The sequence below is a fragment of the Polaromonas sp. P1_F9 genome (genome assembly GCF_056405615.1).
Window position 1 is genome coordinate 1 of the sequence record NZ_JBFUBT010000008.1, and the last position, 22,876, is coordinate 22,876.

Annotated in this window: 19 protein-coding genes; 3 read left to right on the plus strand and 16 right to left on the minus strand. The window is 57.2% G+C overall.

All coding sequences use genetic code 11. The features are described from left to right. Nucleotides 1–326: 326 nt before the first annotated feature. The 5 genes from AC1DYR_RS19905 to AC1DYR_RS19925 all read right to left on the minus strand — a co-directional run bounded on the left by AC1DYR_RS19905 (nt 327) and on the right by AC1DYR_RS19925 (nt 7,013). Nucleotides 327–3,230: a hypothetical protein gene (locus AC1DYR_RS19905; RefSeq protein ID WP_477706627.1), complete on the minus strand. Its 2,904-nt coding sequence runs from the start codon at nt 3,228–3,230 to the stop codon at nt 327–329. Nucleotides 3,231–3,385: 155 nt separating this feature from the next. Further along, nucleotides 3,386–4,129 (minus strand): PD-(D/E)XK nuclease domain-containing protein, encoded by a 744-nt coding sequence (locus tag AC1DYR_RS19910; protein ID WP_477706628.1) that lies wholly within the window; start codon nt 4,127–4,129, stop codon nt 3,386–3,388. Between the two features lie 88 nt (nt 4,130–4,217). Next, nucleotides 4,218–4,925 carry an orotidine-5'-phosphate decarboxylase gene (gene pyrF, locus AC1DYR_RS19915; protein ID WP_477706629.1) on the minus strand — a complete coding sequence of 236 codons (708 nt, stop codon included), beginning with the start codon at nt 4,923–4,925 and terminating at the stop codon, nt 4,218–4,220. A 206-nt stretch (nt 4,926–5,131) separates the two neighbouring features. Then, a complete protein-coding gene (locus AC1DYR_RS19920; RefSeq protein ID WP_477706630.1) occupies nt 5,132–5,635 on the minus strand; it encodes a helix-turn-helix transcriptional regulator in 504 nt (167 codons plus the stop codon). Between the two features lie 385 nt (nt 5,636–6,020). Further along, on the minus strand, nt 6,021–7,013 hold the full coding sequence (locus tag AC1DYR_RS19925; RefSeq protein WP_477706631.1) for a 4Fe-4S dicluster domain-containing protein: 993 nt from the start codon (nt 7,011–7,013) through the stop codon (nt 6,021–6,023). Between the two features lie 259 nt (nt 7,014–7,272). On the opposite strand from AC1DYR_RS19925, the gene AC1DYR_RS19930 reads away from it, so the two are divergent. The 3 genes from AC1DYR_RS19930 to AC1DYR_RS19940 are packed head-to-tail and all read left to right on the plus strand — an operon-like array spanning nt 7,273 to nt 10,765. Continuing rightward, nucleotides 7,273–8,484 (plus strand): cytochrome P450, encoded by a 1,212-nt coding sequence (locus tag AC1DYR_RS19930; RefSeq protein ID WP_477706632.1) that lies wholly within the window; start codon nt 7,273–7,275, stop codon nt 8,482–8,484. Next, a complete protein-coding gene (locus AC1DYR_RS19935) occupies nt 8,484–10,124 on the plus strand; it encodes a B12-binding domain-containing radical SAM protein (protein WP_477706633.1) in 1,641 nt (546 codons plus the stop codon). The genes AC1DYR_RS19930 and AC1DYR_RS19935 overlap by 1 nt, the downstream gene beginning before the upstream one ends. Next, nucleotides 10,121–10,765: a phosphatase PAP2 family protein gene (locus AC1DYR_RS19940; RefSeq protein ID WP_477706634.1), complete on the plus strand. Its 645-nt coding sequence runs from the start codon at nt 10,121–10,123 to the stop codon at nt 10,763–10,765. The genes AC1DYR_RS19935 and AC1DYR_RS19940 overlap by 4 nt, the downstream gene beginning before the upstream one ends. On the opposite strand, the gene AC1DYR_RS19945 is transcribed toward AC1DYR_RS19940, so the two are convergent. The 11 genes from AC1DYR_RS19945 to AC1DYR_RS19995 are packed head-to-tail and all read right to left on the minus strand — an operon-like array spanning nt 10,735 to nt 22,557. Beyond that, nucleotides 10,735–11,337 carry a YybH family protein gene (locus tag AC1DYR_RS19945; RefSeq protein ID WP_477706635.1) on the minus strand — a complete coding sequence of 201 codons (603 nt, stop codon included), beginning with the start codon at nt 11,335–11,337 and terminating at the stop codon, nt 10,735–10,737. The two genes, AC1DYR_RS19940 and AC1DYR_RS19945, sit on opposite strands and share 31 nt — an antisense overlap. Continuing rightward, nucleotides 11,337–12,389, minus strand: a complete 1,053-nt coding sequence (locus tag AC1DYR_RS19950; protein WP_477706636.1) for a fatty acid desaturase family protein — start codon at nt 12,387–12,389, stop codon at nt 11,337–11,339. The genes AC1DYR_RS19945 and AC1DYR_RS19950 overlap by 1 nt, the downstream gene beginning before the upstream one ends. Continuing rightward, a complete protein-coding gene (locus tag AC1DYR_RS19955; protein WP_477706637.1) occupies nt 12,386–13,012 on the minus strand; it encodes a nuclear transport factor 2 family protein in 627 nt (208 codons plus the stop codon). Before AC1DYR_RS19955 ends, AC1DYR_RS19950 begins: the two co-directional genes overlap by 4 nt. Before the next feature lie 40 nt (nt 13,013–13,052). After that, nucleotides 13,053–13,997 carry a hypothetical protein gene (locus AC1DYR_RS19960; RefSeq protein ID WP_477706638.1) on the minus strand — a complete coding sequence of 315 codons (945 nt, stop codon included), beginning with the start codon at nt 13,995–13,997 and terminating at the stop codon, nt 13,053–13,055. A gap of 3 nt (nt 13,998–14,000) precedes the next feature. Then, complete coding sequence (locus tag AC1DYR_RS19965) at nt 14,001–14,825, minus strand: fatty acid desaturase family protein (protein ID WP_477706639.1); 825 nt, start codon at nt 14,823–14,825, stop codon at nt 14,001–14,003. Nucleotides 14,826–14,827: 2 nt separating this feature from the next. Beyond that, on the minus strand, nt 14,828–17,584 hold the full coding sequence (locus AC1DYR_RS19970) for an FG-GAP-like repeat-containing protein (protein WP_477706640.1): 2,757 nt from the start codon (nt 17,582–17,584) through the stop codon (nt 14,828–14,830). 12 nt (nt 17,585–17,596) lie between these two features. Beyond that, the gene (locus AC1DYR_RS19975; RefSeq protein ID WP_477706641.1) at nt 17,597–18,706 is read right to left on the minus strand and encodes a hypothetical protein; all 1,110 of its coding nucleotides are present in this window, start codon (nt 18,704–18,706) and stop codon (nt 17,597–17,599) included. Further along, nucleotides 18,703–20,142 carry a GH3 family acyl-acid amido synthetase gene (locus AC1DYR_RS19980; protein WP_477706642.1) on the minus strand — a complete coding sequence of 480 codons (1,440 nt, stop codon included), beginning with the start codon at nt 20,140–20,142 and terminating at the stop codon, nt 18,703–18,705. The genes AC1DYR_RS19975 and AC1DYR_RS19980 overlap by 4 nt, the downstream gene beginning before the upstream one ends. Beyond that, entirely contained in the window at nt 20,132–20,875 is a 744-nt protein-coding gene (locus tag AC1DYR_RS19985; RefSeq protein WP_477706643.1) for a hypothetical protein, read from the minus strand. Before AC1DYR_RS19985 ends, AC1DYR_RS19980 begins: the two co-directional genes overlap by 11 nt. Continuing rightward, nucleotides 20,838–21,500: a hypothetical protein gene (locus AC1DYR_RS19990; protein WP_477706644.1), complete on the minus strand. Its 663-nt coding sequence runs from the start codon at nt 21,498–21,500 to the stop codon at nt 20,838–20,840. Before AC1DYR_RS19990 ends, AC1DYR_RS19985 begins: the two co-directional genes overlap by 38 nt. Continuing rightward, nucleotides 21,481–22,557 carry a Rieske 2Fe-2S domain-containing protein gene (locus AC1DYR_RS19995; protein ID WP_477706645.1) on the minus strand — a complete coding sequence of 359 codons (1,077 nt, stop codon included), beginning with the start codon at nt 22,555–22,557 and terminating at the stop codon, nt 21,481–21,483. The genes AC1DYR_RS19990 and AC1DYR_RS19995 overlap by 20 nt, the downstream gene beginning before the upstream one ends. Between the last annotated feature and the right edge of the window lie 319 nt (nt 22,558–22,876).

The following is a 22,876-nucleotide window of genomic DNA, read 5'->3' on the forward strand; positions in this document are numbered from 1 at the left end:
ACACTTGGGCTCGCTCTCTTCCGATCGAAGGTGCTTCTTTATTGTGTTGCGAGCCAGGCCTGTACGCCTTGAGATCTCGCGGATGGACATCTGATCCCGCAATGCCCAACGTCTGATGACATTCAATGTCGCCACGTCTATCACTCCTAAATTCCCCCTGCTTTTAAAACAAGCAGGGTAGTGCCTACGTGGGTCAGTTTTGGATGGAAATTACTGCGATAAGTGGATCAGATTTCGACGGAATTCAACACATCTCAACTCTTTCTCCCTACACAGCGAAGAGGCGATGTAAAAAAAGCGCAAGAGCCGCGACAGCACATCAGATCTCATTGAGCCCTGTGCGATTTGGTTTCGTTGTTGTATTTCTGTTCCCGAAGCACAAACGCGGCTACGCCGCCTTCCATAATGCTCTGGATATCTCGCCTCACGTATGGGTTTTCGACAGGGCCTATATGCTCGATTTGCTTTGTTGAGCCGTCTGTCGGAGACTCTTCGCTCGACCTGACACACAGGGAGTTGTCCCTGTTTTCGAGTGCAATTACTTGCTCGGCGTCACCAAGAACGGGAATATTCGCGTTGTGAGAAACCACTATTAGCTGGCGATGCCACCGGCTTTGACGAAGCTCCTTGACCACAAGCTTGGAAATCCACTCCGAATCTAGGTCGTCTTCTGGCTGGTCCAAGACCAACGGTTCACGGCCATGGTGCAACACAAAGGCCAGCATGGCGGCTGTGCGCTGACCTGGCGAACCGCGCACGACTGACTGCCAATCAGCTTCCACATTCGTTTTCCCATTCTCTCGAAGAAAGTCCATGCCAACCACGTCGTCAGGTAATTCGGAAGCCATGCGATAGCGCGCAGCTTCGTCTATCTTGACGATTCGTTCGAGGAACTGGAGGCGAAGGTTTGAAAGGTCCTGAAACTGCTTGCAATCGCCATTGACGAGAAACTCTTGATAGGCGTCCAGACGGCTACTTACTACTGCTGATTCTTCTGTCCAAAGCCAAGCGGCGAGTGCTTTGGTGTCCTCAATGAAAGCGTCCGCGCGAAAACCTGCTGTCGTTCTTGTGAATTCAATCCACGGCGTTGTATCCCGCATGATTGCAGTATTGAACCGCAGCCTCCCACTGGCTTCGGCAACTTGGTTAAGCAGGGCCTTTCTAGCCTCTCGCCGCTTCGCTATCAAATCTACCAAGGTATTCCATGCCTGGGTATTGGCCGTTTCGGCTGCACCTAACCGACTTCCATGGTCCTGCAAGTGGTCGATAGCCGCCTTGGTCCGGTTGAGCTCGCTTTGCAAACGACTGAACTCGTCAGGTGACAAGCCTTGCGCCGCCAGGCTCTCAACATACGCCTGCATGTCGGCCTTGGCCGTGTCGTGAATTGAGGTCCAGTGCGTCTGCGCTTCGCCCTGCTCGATTTCCTCCAACTGTGCTCGCGCATTTTCCGCAGCCTTGCTCAAATCTACTGCAAAATTGGCTTGGACAAGTGCGACCTTGTCGGCCACCGCGCCATACTCCGGCGAGCATTCAGATTCAATCGCCTCGCCAGATTTTTCACTCAGCGAGGTGGCATGAATCCTGGCGAGTTCAATCTGGTCGGTGAGAACTTTTTTCAGCGAGGTGAGTTCTTCGGCCTCTTCAAGTCTGGCCTTTATTCCTGTGAGTCTCTCGGTAACTTCTTCGGAGAAGAATGCGTGAACCTGATCTTGAAGAGTTGCCAGCCTGGACTGCAAAGCGGGAAGTTCTTTGAGGTCGTTTTTGAGCCGCACAAATTTACGATGCTCAGTCGACCAGTTCGCTCGCGCGTCTTCATGGGCAGTTGCATAGTCAGCGGTTGATAGAGTCTCACCGCCAAAGTTTTGGCCGAAGCCAACGCCAAAACCAGACTTGAAACCGAATGCGCCGCTACCGGTCACGCTACTATCAATGAGTGACAACAGGCTTCGTGAGGTCAGCTCAGGATCGTTCCTGTCCCCGGCAGCCCGTTCGAATAGTTCTTTTTGACTGATAACCGTGGCACTAAACGTTGTGCGGCTTGTTTGGCCTTTGGCTATGGTATTTGGGCCCGCATCGAGTGACCACGTCGCCCACTGCTGCTCTTGGGACTCTTGGACGTGGTGCTTCGCGTCGAGCCTTGCCTTGGCAAAGACAGAGTTGGAGAAGTCCTCTGTCTCATTCTTCAATCGTTCTGGCAGGGACTGGCTGGACGAGTAAAGCTGACGCAGTGCGGAAACGACTGAGGACTTGCCACTCCCGCGGCCACCAATGATTACGTTCAGCCCTGGATGAAAATCTAGGTGCAATGGCTTGGCCGAATTGGTAAGTTCTCCCGAGAGGGTGACACTTGCAATCCACGCATGGCGCACATTGTTCGGGTTGTGTTTGGGAAAAGACGCCAGCTTGGGCGACCAATCGCAAATAATTCGGGATTCGTGGTCTAGACAGGCTTGCCGAAGCGCCTCAATGGAAGGTTCTGCCATGCGTATCCATGTGAACTTGGAGCCGAGGCTTTCAATTGAGTAGGCATCTGAAGTGCGAACAAAAGCAATTGAAGAAAGCCTGGGGAAGTCACTGAGTTCGCGCCTTTTGAAACGCTGGCCGAATGCTTCGCCTGCGCTGTCGGAGCAGTCTCCGGGGTCAACGGCCACCAGACGCTCGTGGTGAAGTGCTTTCCAGCGTATGTCGCCTTTAACTGTTTTCGGAGAGGCAACTCCGTTGTCATTCAGGACGTGCGGTGCGATCGCAAGGTAGTCGTCTGGAAGGCCGTCCAGGATTTGCGTCAACGTATGCTGAGACGAGGCGGGAACCTTTTTCCCTCCAATCTCATGGAAGGGCGGGTTGTTTTGCCCGAAGCCAAGCGTCCCATGAATGAGTCTGTCAAAGTCCTGAGAGGTCTTCGATGGGTCGCCGATGATCAGCAAATGAACGCCGTCTGCGCCCGTTTGGGTAGTTATCTCACAGCCGGGAAAGACGACCACGCCGTTGCGTATACCAGCGGCCTTTGCGTCGTCGATCCACTCACCTGTGTTGTGGTCAGCCAGCGCAATAAGCTCAACCCCTTGCTCTTTAAGTCGAGCCATGTAGGCGTCCAGGAAGCGAATGCGCTCCGCTTGGCGCACTGCCGAATCTGCTGATCTGAGGTCGTAGTTCGAGCCGGGGGGGAAGGCGAAATCCCATGCCGGCGTGGCGACCTGCAGGTCGCATTTCCACCACCGAGTTGTTGCCATACCGCCCCTCAGATTGTTTGTAACTTATTGAAGCATACCTGCGGTCAAGGGGGGCCTCCCCGTGCCCCTGCCCCTGGTAGGCTTGTCCACACGCCTTGCGGCGTACTGCCGGTGCATGTCCGCGTCGAACGACCTGTTAGACCTCATGGCGCCCACTAGTGCTTGACGATGGCGCACTTGACTTGCTCGGCCTTCTCCAGGCCTCCGATGATCTCGTCTACGTCACGGATGAACCCCATGTCGTAGACCAGGAACCACACTCTCTCGTAGGTCGTCGAGTAGGCGACGATGTCCGCGTTCATTTCGTCGGTGATCTCGGCGAGTTTTCCGGGGCGGTTGCAGAACTTGACCTCGAGGACCATTTGCTCGTTCTTGAAGAGGAAGTCTGGGATCGACTCTTTCCCGGCATGCTTGACACGTCCGGTCTCGCGGTCGTAGGCCAAGCCCTTTTGCATTCCTTTTCCGATCAGGAGCGCCTCAATCGCGTTCTGAACTTCCTTCTCGTTCTGTGGCTGAACGTGAATCGCCTTGCGTAAGTTCGCACTTAGGAAATTCAGGATGTTCTCAGCTTCAACCTCGCCCAAGCCACCGTTCGCCTCGATAAACCCTTTCAAAATAACCAGGTTTGTGTACACCTCATCGAAATAGATGCGCTGCTCAATTGTCGTCGTGTTGCCTGCGGAAGGCACTTTGTCCAGGTTGTACAGGTCGATGGGTGCATCGACGGGAATGAGTGCCTGTGTAGCCCGTGCAAGCTCGTCGTACTTCCGCATGAAGGTCTTGAAACTTGAGTGAAGCCACACGTCATCGGCACGCGCCGTGCGAGTTGTGTCCATCGCCATTTGCAGTGCGACGCAGTGATTGCGCAGTTCCTTGAGCTTTGACGAGGAAGTTGCCATGAGATGAGGTCTATCGTTTGAGATGAGAGGCTTGACCCGGCTTGCCGGGGCAAGTCCTCTCGATTGAAAGGTTGGGCGTCATGTGCTTCTACTGTGCATCGGCTTCTGCTACTTGGAGGCATATGGCTTCAAATGCAGCTGCTGGATTCTGAGAACTTGAGACTGCCCGACCGACGACCAAATGCGTGGCGCCCGCCCGAATCGCTTCGAAAGGCGTGCCAGTGCGTGCCTGGTCATTCTTGGAATCACCGACCAACTGCGTGCCCGGCGTGACGATGAGAGTTGACTGTGGCAACACCCCGCGAAGCAGCTGAGCCTCCAGAGGCGAAGCCACGACGCCATGACAACCGGCCTCAGTGGCAAGGCGTGCGAGCCGGACTACTTGCTCTGTGACCGTGTCGTTGACGCCGACTTCTTGAAGATCTTGATCGCGCATGCTGGTGATGACGGTTAGCGCGAGAACTTTCAGCTTTGGGAACGGGCGCGCGGCTTCTACTGCCGCGCGGAGAACTGCCAACCCAGCTGACGCGTGAACCGTAACCATGGAAACGCCCAGCCTACCGGCGGCTGCAACAGCGCCAGCTACGGAGTTTGGTATCTCGAAAAGCTTGAGATCGAGAAATACCTGCTTGCCAGCCGCGACGAGTTGAAGCGCTATCGATGGGCCTTCCGCTGTGAGCAACTGCAAGCCGACCTTGTAGAACTGAGCTGAATTTCCCAACTGCTCTACAAGCTTCTTCGCCTGCAAAGCAGTCTCGAAGTCGAGAGCGACGATGACGCGGCTGTTTGGATTCATGGGCGTTGGATGTGGGACGGGCTTCTGCTATGACGCCCAGGGTAATGTATACCGCAAGGTCTGTGGCATAGCATCGCCCCAGCCGCATAACCTGGCCGCTGAAAACTCAGCCAAGTGTTTGTTATTAAAAGATCTATTGCCCATTCTGAGTTTCGCTCAGGTCGATAAAAAGGGACCAAACTCCGCAAACGATTCTAGGCGGACAGTCAAGACCAAATATCGCGGGTACAGGCCATTGCCGCTGCTAGTTGGCGCATTCTCTGCCACGTTACCCGGCGTGGCTCACCGTTCTCCAACTCTATTTGAGCCACGGCCGCAGACAGCACGCTCAATGGCGCCTCGTCAAGCACGGCCCGTATCTGTGCAATGTGCTTAGGAGGAATTGTGCCGCTGACCAGTGCGTGACGCAGAGTGGCGGGCGGTATAGGCTCGCTGTAGCTAATGCTGCCCGAACGTGCGGCCATTTCCAGCGCGTTGCCAAGTTGTTCATCTGAGCTTGGCTTGCGGATGCCCGTCACCCCCAAGCCGAAACCCAACAGGTTAGCCAAGCGTTCGGCGCGCGTGAGACTTAGATTGGCTAGCTTCCCGGTTTCAAGCTCATTGATCGTTGCACGCGATAGACCTGCCAGCTCTCCAAGACGTTCCTGGCTGAGACCCATGTCGGATCTTTGGCGTTTTACAACACGTGAAAGTTCACTGAGGATGGCCATCCCCACACCCTAGCAGCAACCTTCGAAATTGTCGAATATATTCGTCTTTTAAATGGCTAATATATTGGATATCCATGCCTTGATTAGCTAAAGCCCCATTCTTAGCTGTACAGCAAATATAGAAGATGAGTCTCCGGAAATGGCAGAAAAAGAGGGGCCCTGTCGCGGCCACAGTCCGCGTTCGATGTATCGCGGCGGCACACTTATGCTTCCAGGAGCGGCACAGTTATGCTTCATTTTTGGCCGGCACGGTTATGCTTCCATCCGATTTCTGACGAAAAGCTGGGCACGGTTACGTGGGTCAGTTTTGGGTGGAATTACGGTCATGAGGTTCTTTTGAATGGTGCGGGCTCGCAGCCGTCGGACGCAGCCAGCATTTTCGTTATCACGGACTGCTACTTTCTACAAGAGGCTTCGATGGACGTCGTGCCGCCATCTTTTCGACCAGATTCAATGCGACGCCAGGCCTGCTCCATGGACACGTGACAACACAAATGCCGCAACCCATGGTTTCATTGAAATAGGGAAGGCACTTGTCAAAGTCGACATACCACTTTTGCGCGCCGCGGACCAGCTGTTTTGACGCGAAGATGGCATCTGGCGGGCAGGCGTCAACGCAGACACGGCAATTCACACAAAAGTCATCGGCGCCAAAGGTGTCCGATCGATCCGCCACCAGCGGAATATCAGTCAATACGCAGGCCAGCCGAAAGCTGGAACCAAATTGCCGGTTGATGATGGAGCCATGTTTACCAAGTTCGCCAAAACCGCATGCCAACGCGGGTGGAATTAGAACCATAGGACCGGCCATGGGCCCACCGTGCGGTTGAGCCTCGTGACCATGTTCGCGAAGGAGAGAAGCAATGCCCTTGGCGATGCGACTTCCGCGACCGTACTGGCGCACCACCTCTGCCGCGGCATGTGAAGCAGGAGCCGTCTTCATAGCATCAAATGAATGGGCTACGCCGATCATGATGATCCAACGCTGCGTGACCGTATGGCCCTCGAAAACCCACTCCCCCCGCATCGGCGTGATGCCAAACAGGTCAGCGCCTAGTTCTGTGGCGGCTTGCCGCAGCTTGACGACCCATTCCCAATCCTGTAACGCCACGGTCTGCTGCGCCAGAGGCGCCAATGGGGTATCCAGAATCGCCTGGCGTTGCGCTCTGGCGCTGGCCAGCACGGGGTTGTCTGCGCTGCGCGCATAGAACCACCGTTGCAGGGGGCCGTGCGGCGTGCTGTTCGGGTCGTGCCAATAGATGGGGCGGGGGCGCTCGGCAGTTGCTTCACCCAGACCATTGATGGTATTGCCAGACACCGTGGGCCACAACGCCATTTGCGCAGGATCGGGGGTGAATGTGTGTTTCGCTTTCGACATGCTCTTGATTCCCCCTCCTTGAAGCAAATATCTCCCATGCTCAGGGCTGCGTCACCATGGGACAAATCCATGGATACAGAATCAAGCTGCCCCGTAGAATGCGCAAACCTTGGTTCTTCACGATAACACTTATTTTGCGGGTTCGCGACATGCATAAGGACACTATCTGAACGCCGACCTGTTCGGCCCGCTTGGAAACGCGCTGGCGTGGTTGCGCTCACCCTACGCGCTGCTGGATCGTTCGCTGGAGCGCGGAGAATTGACACTGCGTCTGCGCCTCCCCGTGATGGGCCATTGTCTGGTCACTGGCGATCCAACACTGGTTGCCGAGATCACGAAGAATCGCGATCTCATAGGTGGTCGCGGGACCGAGGCCTTGCGACCGGTCGTCGGCCAACACAGCCTGATAGCCATTGAAGGCGAGCGCCACCAGGCGCACCGCAAGGCCCTACTGCCGCATTTCTTCTACGGAGACCTGTCGCGCTACGACACACTCACGCGCAAATGGGCTTGCCAGGCATTGCAAGAGATATCGCAAGGCCAGACATTCGAGGGCAGTCGCTTGGTCAGCACCATCACGCTCAATGCCATGGTGGAAATCCTCTTTGGTGCATTGAACACCGAACAACACCAGGCAATGGTGTCGCACATCCAAACCTGGCTGGCATCGTTTCGCAATCCGGCCATTCTGTTTTTGAAGCCCTTGCATGTGAATCTGGGCGCCTGGTCGGGCTGGGGCCGTTTTTTGATCAACCGAGAAAAGGTGCACACCTTTATCCGAGAGCAAATGACCCGCAAGGCAGCCCACGCCGTCGACGGTGGTGTGTTGGGCGCGCTATTGCGTGCCCGCATGGCAGGCGACCATGCACTGACGGACGACGAAATCATCTCCGAGACCGTGACTTTTCTGCTATTCGGCCACGACACCAGCGCTGAGGCCATGGGCTGGGTCTTTCACCATCTTTGGAACCATGCCGACGCCCTGGCCGCGGTGCAGAACGAGGTCAGCACCCTGACCAACGCCCATGCAGAAGTACTGCCGGAAAACTTGCCGTTGCTGCAGTCGGCGATTCAGGAAAGTTTGCGGCTGTGTCCGGTCGTGGTTCACTTGACCAGGCACGCTACAGCCAACACGGCGGTCGGCGAGCACGTCGTGCACGCTGGCACCAGGGTCTTGCCATGCCAGTATTTGGCGCATCGCAATCCGGCAGTCTTTGAGCAAGCTACGCAATACCAACCGACACGGTTTCTCAACCCCAAGCCAGAATGGCGCCATGCCTATTTTCCGTTCGGTCTGGGTCAAAGGTTGTGCGCGGGCATGCCCATGGCCCAACGGCAAATGACTTTGATTGCGGCCACGCTGTTGACACATAGCCAAATGGAGACGGTAGAGCCGGAAAAGGTCAGACCGGTGCGAAAAATGGTTCTCATCGTGCCCTCGGGTGGGCCCACGCTGCGCAGGGTGCGATGATGCAAAAAGTATTGGTTGTGACTGGTGGCCTGCTCAATGAGAAGGAAACTTCTGTGCTGCGCGCCTTGCGCAAGCAGTCGCTGCAATGGCGCGCCGCACAGGCCGCTTGGCTGGATTTGAAAATCAAGCTGGTGATGGCCGAGCCCATGATCGCTGGTCAAGTCGAGCGCCTGCTCGGCAGGCGACGTCTGTCGCCTTTGGTTCGCGAATATTTCGCCAACACAGAAAATCTGTCAGCGCCGGAACTGACCGAGGTGGTGTTGCTGACCCTGTTGGCGCAAGAAGGCATGGCCTATGGCGCCGTCACTGTTGATGAGATATTTGCCAATACAGAACAGGCAAGATCCTTGTTGGCAGAATGCTGTTGTGTCTTTCTATCGGCGACGCTATTGCGCGATTTGAGTGAGGTAGAGCCACTGGTCAAACGCCTCAAGCGTGCGCACAATCGGGTGGTCATCGGCGGCGCTCTGGGTGGCACCTTGGTGCACGATTGGGCCGGCATGCCGGAAGTCGATGTATTGGCAGTAGGCTATGGCGAAATGCTGGTGCCGGAGCTGGTGCGCTACATCCGCTCAGGATTCACCAAGCTTGTGGCACCCGCATCGGGTAGCCTGGAGAAACGCGCAAGCACCCACGTTTTGCGCAGCGGCGTACCCAATGGCAGCGACCTGGACTTTCTGCCCACCCCAGACTGGGCACAAGCCGAACGAGACCACGGTAGAAAATTCCCCATGGTCTATTACGAAAGCGTACGCGGATGCCCCTACCGCTGCAACTTTTGCAACTATCCGTATTTGTTCGATGACACGCGGTTTCGCTATAAAAGTGCCAAAAAAATCGCTGACGACTGGCAACGCTATCGCGAGGAAACTGGTGCGCAGTATGTGACCTGCCTGGACTCGCTGTTCACCATGCCTAGGCGTCGCCTGGTTGAACTCTGCGATGAACTGGTGAAACGCCAGCTTGGACTCAAGTGGATCTGCTATGCCCGCGCCGACGATCTGGCCCACCCGGAGATTGCCACCATGATGAAAGAGGCCGGCGCGCACCAAGTGCAGATTGGCGTGGAATCCGGCGATCAAGGCATCCTCGACAACATGGACAAGCAATGCACGGTGGAGGCCAATCACCAGGCCTTGGTCAATTGTCGCGCCGTGGGCTTGACCAGCGTGGTGTCGCTGATAGTCGGCTTCCCGGGCGAAACGCCGCAAACCATGGACACCACCTTGGCGTTTCTAGCTGCCACGCCCCCAGATTTCTATTTCTTGGCCACTTTTAGCACGCGCGTTGCCGGTGTTCCGATTCTCAACAGTTTCAACCGCGACCGCTTCGACCTGCGCACGGACAGCAACCCCCATACCGTGGCACCGTACTGGGAACATGCGACGATGTCGGCCGCTGACGTTGGCAACCATGTGCGCCATCTGCATCAACGCATCATGGCCGAGAAAATTTCACTGAATGCGCCACTCTTCTATGCCGGTCTGTTGGGGTATAGACCCGAGCAGCGTAGCGACCTGCTGGATTTTCAGCACCGCGTCGCAACGCGGCACCCCGTGGTTACACAATCGATGAACCTCGCCAATGCCTGGCTGGACCGGCATCTGCGCCGTGACATGGCACGTTGGCGCACACAATGACAAAGAACGGTTTTGGCTGGCCAGACAGGGCAGCGGCCCTGTTATATGTGCGCCTGTTGGTGCAATTGAGTGTGTTGTTTGTACTGGTCTATGGCGGCTGCAATTGGCTATCGGCACAACGTGAATCGACGTGGGGAATGTACACGCAGTGGGAACTGGCCATTCCATTTGTTCCGTCCATGGTCTTCGTTTACTTCTCCATTTCGGCGCTGTTCTGGCTTCCGATGTTCTGCCTGAGCCCAGCACAAATGCGCGCCTTGGCCCGAGTATTTGCGCTGGCCACCGTCATCGGCGGCGTCTGTTTCTTGCTGATGCCGGGCCACTTGGGCCACACCCGCCCTACGACCGTTCCCGACTTTGCAGCAGTCTATGCAGCGATGTACCAATTGGACCTCAGCCACAACCTGGTGCCGTCCTTGCACATTGCGTACAGCAGCCTGATTGTGTGGGTTATCGCCAGTGCCTTGGCCGGCTGCGCACAGGGTCGACTTTGGGCCCTGCTACTGCAGGGTTGGTTGGGGTTGATTGTGGCCTCCGTATTGCTGGTGCATCAACATCATCTTCTGGACGTGCTGGCAGGCCTGGCGCTGGGCCGCTACTGCTACTGCCGCTATCTGAATCTAGCCACCCAGCGCGCGTGAAGCATGCCCGCCAGCAAGCCGCTCAGCAAGCCTATGCCGGCGGCAACGATGGCACTGTAACGTGCACCGTTGAGCAAGGGGTTGTCAAACAGATCGAAGGAAAAATGCAGGCTGGCTATTCTCCACTCCCCATCCTGGCGCACCAGGGTAGCCGACCAACGTGTCACGATGACTAGCCGCATGCCGCCCTGGAACTCGTACGCATCGTCAGACGTTCCGTGGGCCATGGCCACTGCACCATGGATCAGTGGTGGTCCGTCCTGTATCACCCGAGTGTGCATGCCTGTCAGAATTGGCCCCGCTGCGCCCAGCATCTTGTTCACATAGGCGTCCACTGCGGCCTTGCCGACCAGAGTCTCGCCGTTCTTGGACAGCATGACGATATCGTCGGTGGCGTGGCGCAACAGGCGCTGGATATCCCGGGTATTGGTGGCTTCTTCGATTTCCTGCAACAAGGCATGGATACGCTCAACGTTGAGCGCATGGTCTTCAGGTACGGCCGATGCGGCGGTACTGCCCGCGAAAGCTAGCAGCACCATGCAAACCCACGAACGGGCGAAGGCCAAGCCCATCAACCCGGAAGATTGCTGGCCCCACGCTCCTCCGCTGCGCGGGTCGCTGCCCCCGAGGGTCTCGTCGTCGCCTTGGGATGGCCCGGCGGCGACTGGTGCCCTTGGTCGGCGACAGCCGAAGTATTCGGCAGACGCTCGGGCGAGGGTTCACGCGTCGGCACGGGCCCACCCCACATGCGCGCATACTGCCGCCAAAAACCAACGGGCGCCACGCTGCGCCGGCCTTCTTCTGCCAAAGCTGTCCACGGCAGCCACGGTTTTTGGTGGTGCACCAAGTCCCAATTGCCTTTGAGCAACAGCCACGACATCGGCGCGCTGACACGCAGATTCAAGGCCCCGTTGACGACGTCACGCGGCGTGAAGGCATGGGTCACGTACTGCCTTGTTGACCAGTTGAAAGCGAAACAGGCGTACATCAATAAGACGCTCTGCCATTTCAAACCCAACAACCCGAACATCGCAACCCAAAATCCTATCAGCAGCAACACTTCGACGCGAATACGACCCACTCCCTTTTTCTGAAAATCGTCGAACAGCACGGCCGTGGTCCGCGCCTTGCGAAAGGGTGCGGTCTTGAGCAGCGCCGGCCAAGTCGCCAGGATGACCATGCCCACCGGAATGGTGGGCCAAAAAAACCCCGTGAGCAGTCCGTACCATTGGCCCAGTTTAAGGAACATGTTGTCGCCCGGGTAGTACAGGTCAAACATCTCATGGTCTGTGCGGTTGCAGCAGTGGTGCACCGTGTGGGTCACCTTGATCATGGAAAAGGGTATTGGAAACAGAAAGGCAGTGACAACGCCCAGCCATTGGTTGCAACGGGCATTGGGATGCAAGTTGTCGTGCGTGGCTTCGTGAATCAGCGCGTAATTGGTGAGCAACACAAACGAAAAAGCGATGCCCAACGGCAGCGTTATTTCCAGGTTTACCCGTGATCCCAGCCATAGCAACGACAACGCCGCGGCATAGACGGTGACGATGATCGCCAGGTTCATCCATGGCCGGATCGCCACTTTGTCAGCGTTGTTCACGCGGAACTGCGGCACCGCATTCATTTCTTGCGTGTCAGCCGCAGCCCAAGCCAAGCCAGCAGCAGACCGGCCGCAAAGGCAGCGACACCGGCAATCCAGATCAATCGCTCGGCACTGTTGAGCAGCGCGTTGTCAAACAGGTTGGTTGAAAAATGCAGTGCCGCCACTTTCCACTGCCCATCGGTCTTGGTGACGGTGGTACTCCACGCCGCCTTCAACTGAAAACTCAGTCCATCGGACAGTTCATAGGTGTCCACCGTGGTCCCATAGGCCACCGCACTGTCGCCGTAAAACACGGCGGGCCCACCCAAGGTCGCCTTGGTGCTGAATTTCTTCACGATAGGGGCTCCGCCCTTGAGCATGCGGTTGTAGTACGCGCGAATTTGTTCGGGGCCACGTGACACTTCGGCGTTTTGCCAAGTCACCACCGCGTCCGGCTGCATCTGCTTGATGGCGGCCTCCACGTCCAGATTGCTGATGGATTTTTCCATCTGGTCCAGTAGCGTTCGCAATTGCAGCCGGTCTTCGACCCTGCCCGCACTGGGATCGAGCACTGGCGCTGTCGCAGCCCAGGTCCACCCACAGGACACCAGCAGCGCACCCAGCAAAAAGTTGCGGGTCAGTTTCCCAATGCCAATTTGCCGCATAGTGTTCTCCTGTTGGAAGATGGTGAACTATAACGAACGATCACTGCCGTCGCAAAAAACCGAAAAAGCGATACAACAACGGAGCCACCAATGGGCTGCGAAAGAAATGGTCACATCCCCACACAGGATAGCAGGGACCGTGCTCCAACATGGAATTGCGGCACAGCACCATGCCATCGTTGGGACCCAACTGGCTGATCGCCTGATAGCGGCCAATCAAGGAAGTCTGTATGTGGGCACCCAAGGGTACAGCGGAAAAATTGAACACTTGCATGCTCTTGGGCAGTTGAATGGGCACTTGCCAATACGGGTGGTCGGTGCGCATTTCTCGCAGCAACTCCGGGCCATTGCCAAACAGGCGGCAAATAAACCAGTATTTGAGGCGACGCCATGCTGTTGCGGTGTCGTAGTCGGCGATTTCACAGCCGCCGGCAATGCCACAGGCGTTCACCCAGCCACTCAACCGGGCAATGACCGGATGGTCCGGATGACGTTGCAGGAAGAGTCGAAAATCCGCGGTGCCCTTGCTTACCGTAAAAATCCAAAGGTTGCGAGCCGTTTCGCGACTGAGCGCCTCGGCAATGATCTGCGCATTCACCGTGCTGGACGCAACACTGCGAATGGGCAGCGTCTCAACGGCAAAACCACAGTGGCGCGCAATATCGGCCACCAACTTGGCGTTGGCACCGGTTTCCGGAAAGTGGCCATGGAACAAAGCGGGAATGATCAGGACCTTGGCATCCAATGGCGGATGTGATGTGTGAATCGGCTCGGCGTTCACAGCATCAATAAATGCACGGTGCTGTGCCGATGCATGCAGCGCCTGGTACAACACCATGGTCGCGTAATCAAGGCCCTGCGCACGCGCCAAGTGGCACAGCTCTTGTTCGGTGGGCAAACGGCCAGCCAGTTCGGCAACGGTTGGCGCGACGTGGGTGGCCAATTGAATGTCATCAACCGGAGCGGAGATGTACAGCTTGCCCATGAATCAATGCACGCCGACGCGTGACCAACCAAAATGCCACAAGTAGACAACAATCGAGGCATGCGTCAGGTCATTGCCAGGCAGTCGCTGCGCAAGCGTGGCATGCAGGGCCGGCAGTTGGCTCCAATGCAGTGCGGGCTGGTAGTGGTGTGCACTGTGAAATCCATTGTTGAAAAACATCCAGTTCCCCCATTTTCCGGTGAAGTTTCGGGACTCTCCCAGCACGGAGCCTGGATCGCAACCATCGTGTTGCAGCAAATTCACGCCCACCAACAGCGCCAGGCCCAGCAGCCAGGGCACAACGTTGTAGGCCAAAAATATCTGCCAGTCATGCAGGCACGCCAACGCCACGACGATGGCCAAAACAAGCTTTTCCAGTATCAGGCTGGCACGCATGGACTTCGGTAAACGCGGGGCATCTGCGCGTTGGCGCTGAATCATCATGTTGCCGCTTGCCACGACGACGTAGCGCAACAAACGCCACCATCCCAGCCCCTGGCCTGCGAGTCGTGGACTGATCCAATCGTCTTCGGCACCGGCTTGCACATGGTGGTTCAGGTTATGCGGAACGATGACGCCGCCGGCACTGTGTCCACGCGCAAGACTCAAGGCCAGGTTGAAGCAAATATTCCACCTGCGATCCGTGAACACGGGCTGGTGCATGTGGTTGTGGTTGATGATGCTGGCAATAAAACAGGCCAGACTGGCGCACGCAATCCACGGCACAGCCAGGCCCGGTGTTGGCAGCCACGCGTGCGGCAACCCCAACAGCAGCAACGCCACCGTGACAAATGCCAGGCTACGAACATCGGCACGGTGCTTGAGCATGCTCACTTCTTCTGTCCGACCGCGGCAAGCGTGTCTTGCGCGGCAATTTTCAGCGCATGGTATCGCCCAGACTCCAGCGTCAGTTTTTGTGGCGTGGGGGCACCGCACCAATGAATCGAAAGGTTGACGACGCCGCGGTAATCACCCAGGCCAAACAACAGGCGTCTATCACCTTGTGCCGAAAAACCGTTGGCAGCCAATACTTCACGCCATTGCTTATGCAGCGTGCCCTGGGCGGTGTATTCAATATCCACACGGGTGCCGATGGCGTCGCGGTTGCAGCTCTGGCCATCACCTGCCAGTGACAGGCCAATCCAGGATTTTGGTGCCGCGCCTGCAATGGACTGGTTGCGGTAAATGGATACCGGCGCGAACTGGTGGGTCACCAGCACGTCCAGTCTGCCACGGTTGTCGAGATCGACCAGCGCAATGCCACGCGAATTTCCCAGCTTGTCCCAGCCCACGCGTTGGGCGACGTCGACAAAGTAGCGCCCACGGTTCAGTTCCACCCGGTTGCGCTCAAACGGAAAAATACAGCGGCCGCGCAGGTCGGCCCAGCGGTCCGCATAGCCATGTACGTCGGGCCGCGTCAAGGCAATTTTGTCGTTCCAGTACCAGTAGTCAGGGCAGTCGGGGTAGATCTTGTCGTAGGCGTTGTCGACCATGCCGTTGGCTTGCAAGATATCGACCCGACCATCCAGGTCCAGATCGCCGGCAGCCGCGCCCCAGCCAAAACGCTTTTCGTTGAGCACGTTTTTTTGCATGGCCTGGTCGACCCAACTGGACGCTGTGTCACCTTTGCCGTTGTTCATCCACAGCAGGCTGCCTTCGGCCTGCAATTTTTCATGAACATTGGATACGTAAATACCAGGCCGACCGCTACCATCAAAATCGGCTACCGACACGTTCATGCCTTTGTAGGTGTCCCGGCCAATTTCTCCGGCGACGTTACCCTTGACCATGGCAAACGTGCCGTCGCGTTGGTTGATCAACAATTGGTCTGGTCCAAAGTCGTTGGCCGCATACAGGTCCGGCCAGCCATCCCCATTGAGGTCAGCCGCGCCTATGGCCGTGGTCCAGCGCATTTCACCGGCCAGGCCCAAGGCCTGCGCATCGGCCTTTTCAAAGCGCCCGCCGCGGTTGTGAAACAAAGTCATGCCGCCGCCGTTGTTGGCACTGTGCCAATTGCGGTGCATGAAATTGAACATCCGTCGGTCCCCGGGGTACTCGGGCTGCGGCAGTTTGAAAATATTGAACGGTGTTGGCTTGGCATAGTCCGGCAACAGGGGGTTCAATGCATTGCCAATCACCACATCGAGTTTGCCCGAATGCCCAAAGTCCGCCACATTTGCGGCAACGCTGATGCCGTAGTCACCAAGCCCCATCGCATCGCTGACATCGACAAAGGATAAACGTCCATCTTCGACCAGGCGGTTTCGCAGCAGGCGTACCTTGCCGTAGCCCACCAGTATCAGCAAGTCCTGATCGCCGTCATTGTCGTAGTCAAAGAAGATGGCCCCCGACGGCAGGCCGTGAATCTCAGGGTGGTCGAAGATGCCATCTAATGCAGGTATGGCGACGCGCTCAAACTGGTAGTTGCCAAGGTTGCGGTACAGCGCCGCCCGGTCGCGCCCATCCTTGAGCGGATAGGTCAGAAAAATATCCTGCAAGCCATCGTTGTCGACGTCCGCCACCGCCACCGCGTCGCCCACCGACAGCACCCATTTGGCGATATGGGCAATGCGCGGGTCCACCGATTGCAGTACCTGCCCCGGCCGGGAGCTGATGCCAGCCTGCTCGGAAGATACTTCCTTGAATTGAAAATCCGGCACAAAGTCGCTGTCTGCGGCCAACAGGCCGTGAACGCCCAGCCAGGCAGCAGCCCCCATGCAGCCGACCATCGTCCAGCGTCTGTAGCTGAATGCCAACCGAACGCGCAAGGCGCCCACCCCATCGCGAATGGCCTGGCCGTGCGTCCACAGCAATCGCACGCTTGCGCACAAAAACGCCGCATAGAAAAGTGTCGACAAGGTCTCGCGCAAATGCAGAAGAAAATCGACTGCAACAATGCAAAACGCCAGCAGCACCTGGCCGCGCCGCGTGGCAGGTGAAGTCTGTGGGTCCGTCACCATGAAAAAGGTGAATAGATAAAAAGGTGGCGAGGTCAGAGTTCCCAGAAACCAGGTTTCCATCGGCATATGCCAACGCGTGAACCAAGCACGCACGCACAGGCTGATGGCGTAGAACAGCAGGAACGAGCCAATCAGGGCAAAGCGTTGGATCCGAAACACGAAAAATAGTGCCAGCGTGACGATGAAGGCCGCAATGGCGTAGGAGCCACCCCATTGGTAGGCGGGTGAGTCGCTGATCAAGCCGTCGGTCAGCAACAAGCTGGCGACTACACCAAACAAGGCTGGGTTGTACAGATGGCGACCACGCCAGGTGAACACATACTTGGACGAGATCGCAAAAAATGCCGGCATTGCTGCCAGCCATAGACCGTGCGCATAGTTGACCAGAATACTCAGCCCCAACCCAGTGATCAGCGCACTGAACGGGAACAACGGTGGTTCTTGAGGGCGAAAAATGCGGTGGAAAACCATGTCAAGTAGAACCGCCGCAGCAACCGTGGTGCAAACTTGCAGTGGACTGCGGTTAAAGCCCAGCACCGTCATGCCCAACAGCACATAGGTCAACAAAATGGCAGCCACCGCAAGCCGTGGGTCGCGCCAATCAGGTACACGCAGCCAAGTTTTCATTGCAGCTTCCGTTCAGGCAAGCGCCATGTCCACATACGGAACCCTGGCGTCCAAAGCCATGATTTCCGTTGCGGCCTGCGGATAGCGCACGACGTAGAGACGACCCGCGGCTGCAATAGCGCGGTAGCCATCGAGAACCTCAAGCAACGGATCACGTTCATGCAGTCCTATGATCGCATAGTGCCAGGGCCCGGTGCGCAATGCACGATACGCATGGCGCAACAGGCCAGCAAACAATGCGCCGTCATCTTCTGCCACTGCAACGCAGGAGAAGTACAAATAGGGCACTCTGTCGCCGGGCGCTGGCAAAGGTTTCAACGGCGTGAGCGCACTCAACACGTTGTACAGCGGGCGCAGCGCACGCAGACCGGGCGAGTAGCGCTCAATATGCGTTTGACGAATGCCCGCTTGGTCCCAGGCGGCCAATGCGGCCACGATCTTCGGGCCACGCCGGGCGATGAAGAAATTAGAAAACGACAAATTCTCAAGACGACCCCCGGCTAGAAAGTCGGCCACCGCATAGCACGGTGCCAGCTGTCTGCGCGCCATCTGCTGATTCAAGAAGGTCACAATGTCGTCGCCTTGCGCGTCGCTGCCGCGGCTGAATTCAACGCCAGGGACCTGTAAGACCCGTTTTGGAAGATCGAGGTGGAGTGCTGGCGTCAAAATTGCGCCACTGTCGGTGTAGTCCGGCAATCCCGCGCGCGCACCTACTAGATTGCGTGTGGCTGCGTCATTGCCGGCAAAGATGATCGAATAGTAGAAAGGCAACGGATCGACTTCATGCAAAGTTTGCAAAAAACGGTAGCCACGCGCCAGCAGCGTCCCGCGCCTGTACTCTGGCGCACCCCGCAGGTCACTCAGATAGCCGATCTGGCACGCCGCGCCATTGACGAAGGCCATGGTCTTCAGTCGTGCGCCCATCCCGATGATGCGTCCGCTGGACAGCTCGGTGCATTTGATCACCTGTGCAAGGCTGCCCTGCAAGCTGCAACCCGCGAAGTAGGACGGTTCGCGGCGAAAGCTCACGGCAATGTCACCTTCCATCCAGTCTGCAGCCATGCGCGCACGCAGTTGTGCGTCGTCATCGGGCGTTGCCAGCGCGAAGGCAAAGCGGCTCATGGCCGGTACCAATCATCGTCGGGTCCTAGCGCGGGCAGCTTGATATCGCCGAGGCGCTGGCCACGTGCCAACCCGCGTGCAAGCCAACGCGCAAGTGGTTGGCGGATACCAACCGGTGTCAGAGCCACCAATTGCCCCAGATTGCGCGCGTAGGCATATTGGGGATTGGCACACAGCGCTTGCTCAACCTGGTGCGCCAATGCCACGGCCGTCTGCTCCGGCACCTCATCGACATCGAACAACAATGCGTATCCTGGCGTGTTGCCCAGTGCGCAAACCGGGCGCAGCATCGCGAAGCGCAAGGCCAGCGGCGCCAATGCCCGGGCCACGAATTCGTCAACCAGCTTTTCGCCACACAAGTCACTCGATGTGTCGCCGCGGCCAATGAACTCAATCATCGGCGTACGCCCGGCAAAGCCCGGAATTCTGACACGGTCACCCAGCACATAGCGGTACAGGCCAGACGCGGTGCTCATCACCAACGTATAGTCGGCATCTTTCTCGACTTCGTGCGCGCGCAGCGCGCGGCCGCTCGCGTCGAGAAACTCCCAGAAGCCTGACTCTATTGCCAGCACCGGAAATTCAAAGCCCACCAGCGGAATCGAGACCAGCCCCTCGGTCGCCAGTAAGCCCTTGCCTTGCACAACGACGCCCGGAAACAAGTCTTGCAATGCCTGGGCTTGCGGCCGCGCGCCGGCCTGATCCCAGCAACTGATGATTTTCAGCTGGGGCCACAATGTTCTGTAGTCCAGCCCGGACCCCGCCAGGCGCAGCAACTCAGATAAAAAGGTCGGGCTCCAAACGGAAATCATGGTCAATTCCCTGCAGGCCATGAGATGCTCAACCGTCGCAGCCACCCATTGCGTAAAGTCAGCAATCGCACCGACTGTGGGCGGCACCGCCATCGCGTCCAGCACCAAGGGTGCCAGTTCGGCGCCAAAATAGGCGGCGTCACTGGCCAGGCCCACCGGTACGCCCCCAGGGGTCGTTCGAGGGACGCGGCAGGCCGGTGAAATGGCCCAGTAGAACTTTCCCTGCCCAAGGGCTGGGTACGACACCAACAAATCATCCAACCAAGGTAACAAGCCTTTGCGGAACGATGCCAGACCATCTTCTGTATAGGGCACCAACTTGGCGCCCCCGGAGCTGCCACCGGTTTCCTCAAATACCAGAACCGGGGCACTGGTCAAGACCGTTCGCTCTCCCTTTGCGACACGGTCCACCCAGGGTGCCAGATCGTCCCACTTCGAAATTGGCACGTTCTGCGCGTACTGACGGTAGTCCCCAATAGTCGCGAATTGGTGCAGCAAACCCCAGGCCGACTGTGCGTTGTTCGCCACCAGTGCGGCAAGTTGGCGTGCTTGAACGGCCGCGGGATCATCCAGCAGATAACGAAATCGCGCAGCGTGACCCGCTACCGCTTGACTAATGGACATCCAGTTGCGTCAGCGGGCGGGCCAGACCTGCCACAAAAGCGCGCCGTGCCAGTGAGCGCAGATTGCCGGCTTCAAGTTTGGTCAGACAGGCCAGTTCATCCCCTTGGTCGTAGTGCGGATTGCGCTCCAGAAAAAACTGGATTTCGGGTCGTTGGCGCAATCCTTCACGAATCCCAGCCCACTGCGGCTTCAAATGTCCGTGGGGGGACTGAAACCGAATCAGGCCGGACGCGGCGTCGTAGGCATTGCGAAATTTATGCCGTGCAATGGTATCCAACCGGGATTGCATCGCGTGCGGTGTCGGGGCCGTGTAACTGGGATAGTAGTCACGCGCAAACAAACTCAGATAGCGATAGGTGCGATAGCCTTTGGATATCAAAAACCAGTACAGTGGGTCAATGGGACATGTGGCTTTGACGCGCCCGGCAAACTCACAAAACGCCAGCGACAACGCCTGTTCACCCCAACTGGCCTGGTCAATGATGGTGTCACCGGAAAAAACTACCATCTGACGCGCTCCGTCCGATTCCAGGCGCAGTAGTTCCAGCGTGGAAAAACCCTGCAGCCCAGTGTCGCCATGCAGTTCAATGACATGGCTTTTGCCAGCCATATCCTGCTCGAAAAGACGTTCATCGGTTTGCGCGTAATACGCACGGTAGAGTGCATACATCGCAGCCACGTCCCGCGCGTTGAGTTCACGCCGCTTGCGGATTGTCGCTTTGAGTTTTGTCATGAAGCCAACGAGGCACGAACCAGAATAGATAGGCAATCAGCAGTAGATTGACCGTTGTGGTGACGCCCAGCACCAGCGTATGCTGGCCATTGTCCGGCACAAAATAGATGGCATGGTTGCCCTGCGTATGGAAGTTTGCCCGCATGTACCAAGCGTAATACATTTCCGGCAAAAACATCAGACCTGTCACCATGGCGTGCAAACCCAGGCGGCGTGTCGACGTCGGCTGATGCTGCCTTTCCCGGCCATACATTGATAAGGCCATTGCGCCCATCACCACAAGACAGATCACATCGTGGGCGATACCATACAGCGGCGACCAATTGTTATAAACATATAGCATCAAGCCTTCAATCACGCCGCGCGCCGTCATGAGACCCAGCAGCCAGGCAAACGGCAGCCGACATGCGTTGACCGTTTTTCCGTCCATCAGTATCAAGGCTGGCAACAGCAACCAGAACAGAATCGCGAGCGCCAGCCAAACGGCCTTTGATAAAGCGATTTCCCCACCGATCAAGCCGGTGTGATTTTGCATGAGGTAGAAGCCCACGGTCAGCCCCGCGAGCAGTAGCAACACAGTGCACACGGCCAGTCGTAGCGCCGATTCAGAGGAAAATTTCAACATCGCGTTCTTTTGCTTCCTGGGGTACTGGTTCACCACGGGACAGCGCGTGACGCCAGGCAACAATGTGGGGGCCGAGCAGATCTGCAGGGGTGCTACAAAATTCAGCTTTCCCAAAGCGTTGAATGTTTTGCGCCTGCAAGCGCAACATTCTGACATCCTGCCGAATGATCAAACGTGACAAGGGCTCAAAGAATAAGCGAACCACGAAACCAATCTTCTTATAGCGAAAACTGATGACGGTCGTAACCTGGGTCGCATTCGAATGGATGGGCGTACAAGAAGAGGTGATGGTGTAGTGCAGGCCACCCGGGAATGCATAGTCCACCTGACTGGTATTGGGCGCAATGAAGCGATCGGTATGGCGCATGTTGCCTCGGGCAGGCGCCAGCGCCCACCAAACCAGGCTCTTTTCCCGTGGCTCTTCAAAATATTCCGCCTCCGCCCCGTCCGCCAATGTGCGCACCACGCACTTGACGGGTTTCGCCGTCGGGGAACGAAACCAGTAGCGGTGCACAAACGTTGCATGGGGACAATCCAGAAAATTCTCCAGACAGGCCTCGACGCCCCCTTCAAACCGGGTGTGCATGACAAAGCTGGTCCAGCCAGGCTCCTTGTAATGGGGAAATAGAGGTGCACCGGCCCGTGGTGCGGGTTGTATCGCATTGGGCAACCAGACCCAGACAAAGCCCTGCTTCTCTTCAACGACGTAGTGAGCAACCCGAACGTGTGCTACTACAGCAGTTGTCGGCAATGCAGGTATGCGTGCCAACTCACCTTGCGCTGTGTACTCCCACCCGTGGTACGCGCAGCGCAGGCGCCCGTCACACACCTTGCCGGCGGACAAGGGGGCGTTGCGGTGTGCGCAGCGGTCGTCGAGCGCAGCGGGTTGGCCTTGTTCATCCCGAAAAAACACCAGTGAGTGAGCGGCAATCCTTAAGCCCAGTGGCGAGCGCTTCAATTCGAAAGATCGGCAGGCGATATACCAGCCGGCTGGCGTAGCCGGGGTCTCAGCGTTTGATAGGCTCGTTGGCTGGTCGGGATGGAGCTCAGACAGCATGCAAATTCGACTTTCGGATGACTAGTATGTTAGAAATGTAGCGGTTTGCCGGTATACGTTAGCGATAGCCCCTTATTTGCTGTGCAGCAAATAAGGGTTGCCATCGGCGACAACTTTGGCAGAGTCTCAGGCGATCAGGGACGATTGCGCGATTCGGCTACTCGCGGCACGGTTATGCTTCCAAAGGCGGCACGGTTATGGTTCCAGGGACATTTCGGCATGCTTATGCTTCGTCCTCGACCGGCACGGCTATGTTTCCGACGGGTTTTGGTGGAAAACCGGGTTCCGATCTGTTCTCGCAATGGCTGATGAGACTCAA

Excerpts from the sequence above, each read along its gene's own strand:
- AC1DYR_RS19985 (WP_477706643.1), bottom strand. The coding sequence starts at position 20,875 with ATGACAAAACTCAAAGCGACAATCCGCAAGCGGCGTGAACTCAACGCG.
- AC1DYR_RS19980 (WP_477706642.1), bottom strand. The coding sequence starts at position 20,142 with ATGTCCATTAGTCAAGCGGTAGCGGGTCACGCTGCGCGATTTCGTTAT.
- AC1DYR_RS19950 (WP_477706636.1), bottom strand. The coding sequence starts at position 12,389 with ATGAATGCGGTGCCGCAGTTCCGCGTGAACAACGCTGACAAAGTGGCG.
- AC1DYR_RS19905 (WP_477706627.1), bottom strand. The coding sequence starts at position 3,230 with ATGGCAACAACTCGGTGGTGGAAATGCGACCTGCAGGTCGCCACGCCG.
- AC1DYR_RS19945 (WP_477706635.1), bottom strand. The coding sequence starts at position 11,337 with ATGGGCTTGGCCTTCGCCCGTTCGTGGGTTTGCATGGTGCTGCTAGCT.
- AC1DYR_RS19995 (WP_477706645.1), bottom strand. The coding sequence starts at position 22,557 with ATGCTGTCTGAGCTCCATCCCGACCAGCCAACGAGCCTATCAAACGCT.
- AC1DYR_RS19935 (WP_477706633.1), top strand. The coding sequence starts at position 8,484 with ATGCAAAAAGTATTGGTTGTGACTGGTGGCCTGCTCAATGAGAAGGAA.
- AC1DYR_RS19925 (WP_477706631.1), bottom strand. The coding sequence starts at position 7,013 with ATGTCGAAAGCGAAACACACATTCACCCCCGATCCTGCGCAAATGGCG.
- AC1DYR_RS19910 (WP_477706628.1), bottom strand. The coding sequence starts at position 4,129 with ATGGCAACTTCCTCGTCAAAGCTCAAGGAACTGCGCAATCACTGCGTC.
- pyrF (WP_477706629.1), bottom strand. The coding sequence starts at position 4,925 with ATGAATCCAAACAGCCGCGTCATCGTCGCTCTCGACTTCGAGACTGCT.
- AC1DYR_RS19965 (WP_477706639.1), bottom strand. The coding sequence starts at position 14,825 with ATGCTCAAGCACCGTGCCGATGTTCGTAGCCTGGCATTTGTCACGGTG.
- AC1DYR_RS19970 (WP_477706640.1), bottom strand. The coding sequence starts at position 17,584 with ATGAAAACTTGGCTGCGTGTACCTGATTGGCGCGACCCACGGCTTGCG.
- AC1DYR_RS19990 (WP_477706644.1), bottom strand. The coding sequence starts at position 21,500 with ATGTTGAAATTTTCCTCTGAATCGGCGCTACGACTGGCCGTGTGCACT.
- AC1DYR_RS19940 (WP_477706634.1), top strand. The coding sequence starts at position 10,121 with ATGACAAAGAACGGTTTTGGCTGGCCAGACAGGGCAGCGGCCCTGTTA.
- AC1DYR_RS19975 (WP_477706641.1), bottom strand. The coding sequence starts at position 18,706 with ATGAGCCGCTTTGCCTTCGCGCTGGCAACGCCCGATGACGACGCACAA.
- AC1DYR_RS19920 (WP_477706630.1), bottom strand. The coding sequence starts at position 5,635 with ATGGCCATCCTCAGTGAACTTTCACGTGTTGTAAAACGCCAAAGATCC.
- AC1DYR_RS19960 (WP_477706638.1), bottom strand. The coding sequence starts at position 13,997 with ATGGGCAAGCTGTACATCTCCGCTCCGGTTGATGACATTCAATTGGCC.
- AC1DYR_RS19955 (WP_477706637.1), bottom strand. The coding sequence starts at position 13,012 with ATGCGGCAAATTGGCATTGGGAAACTGACCCGCAACTTTTTGCTGGGT.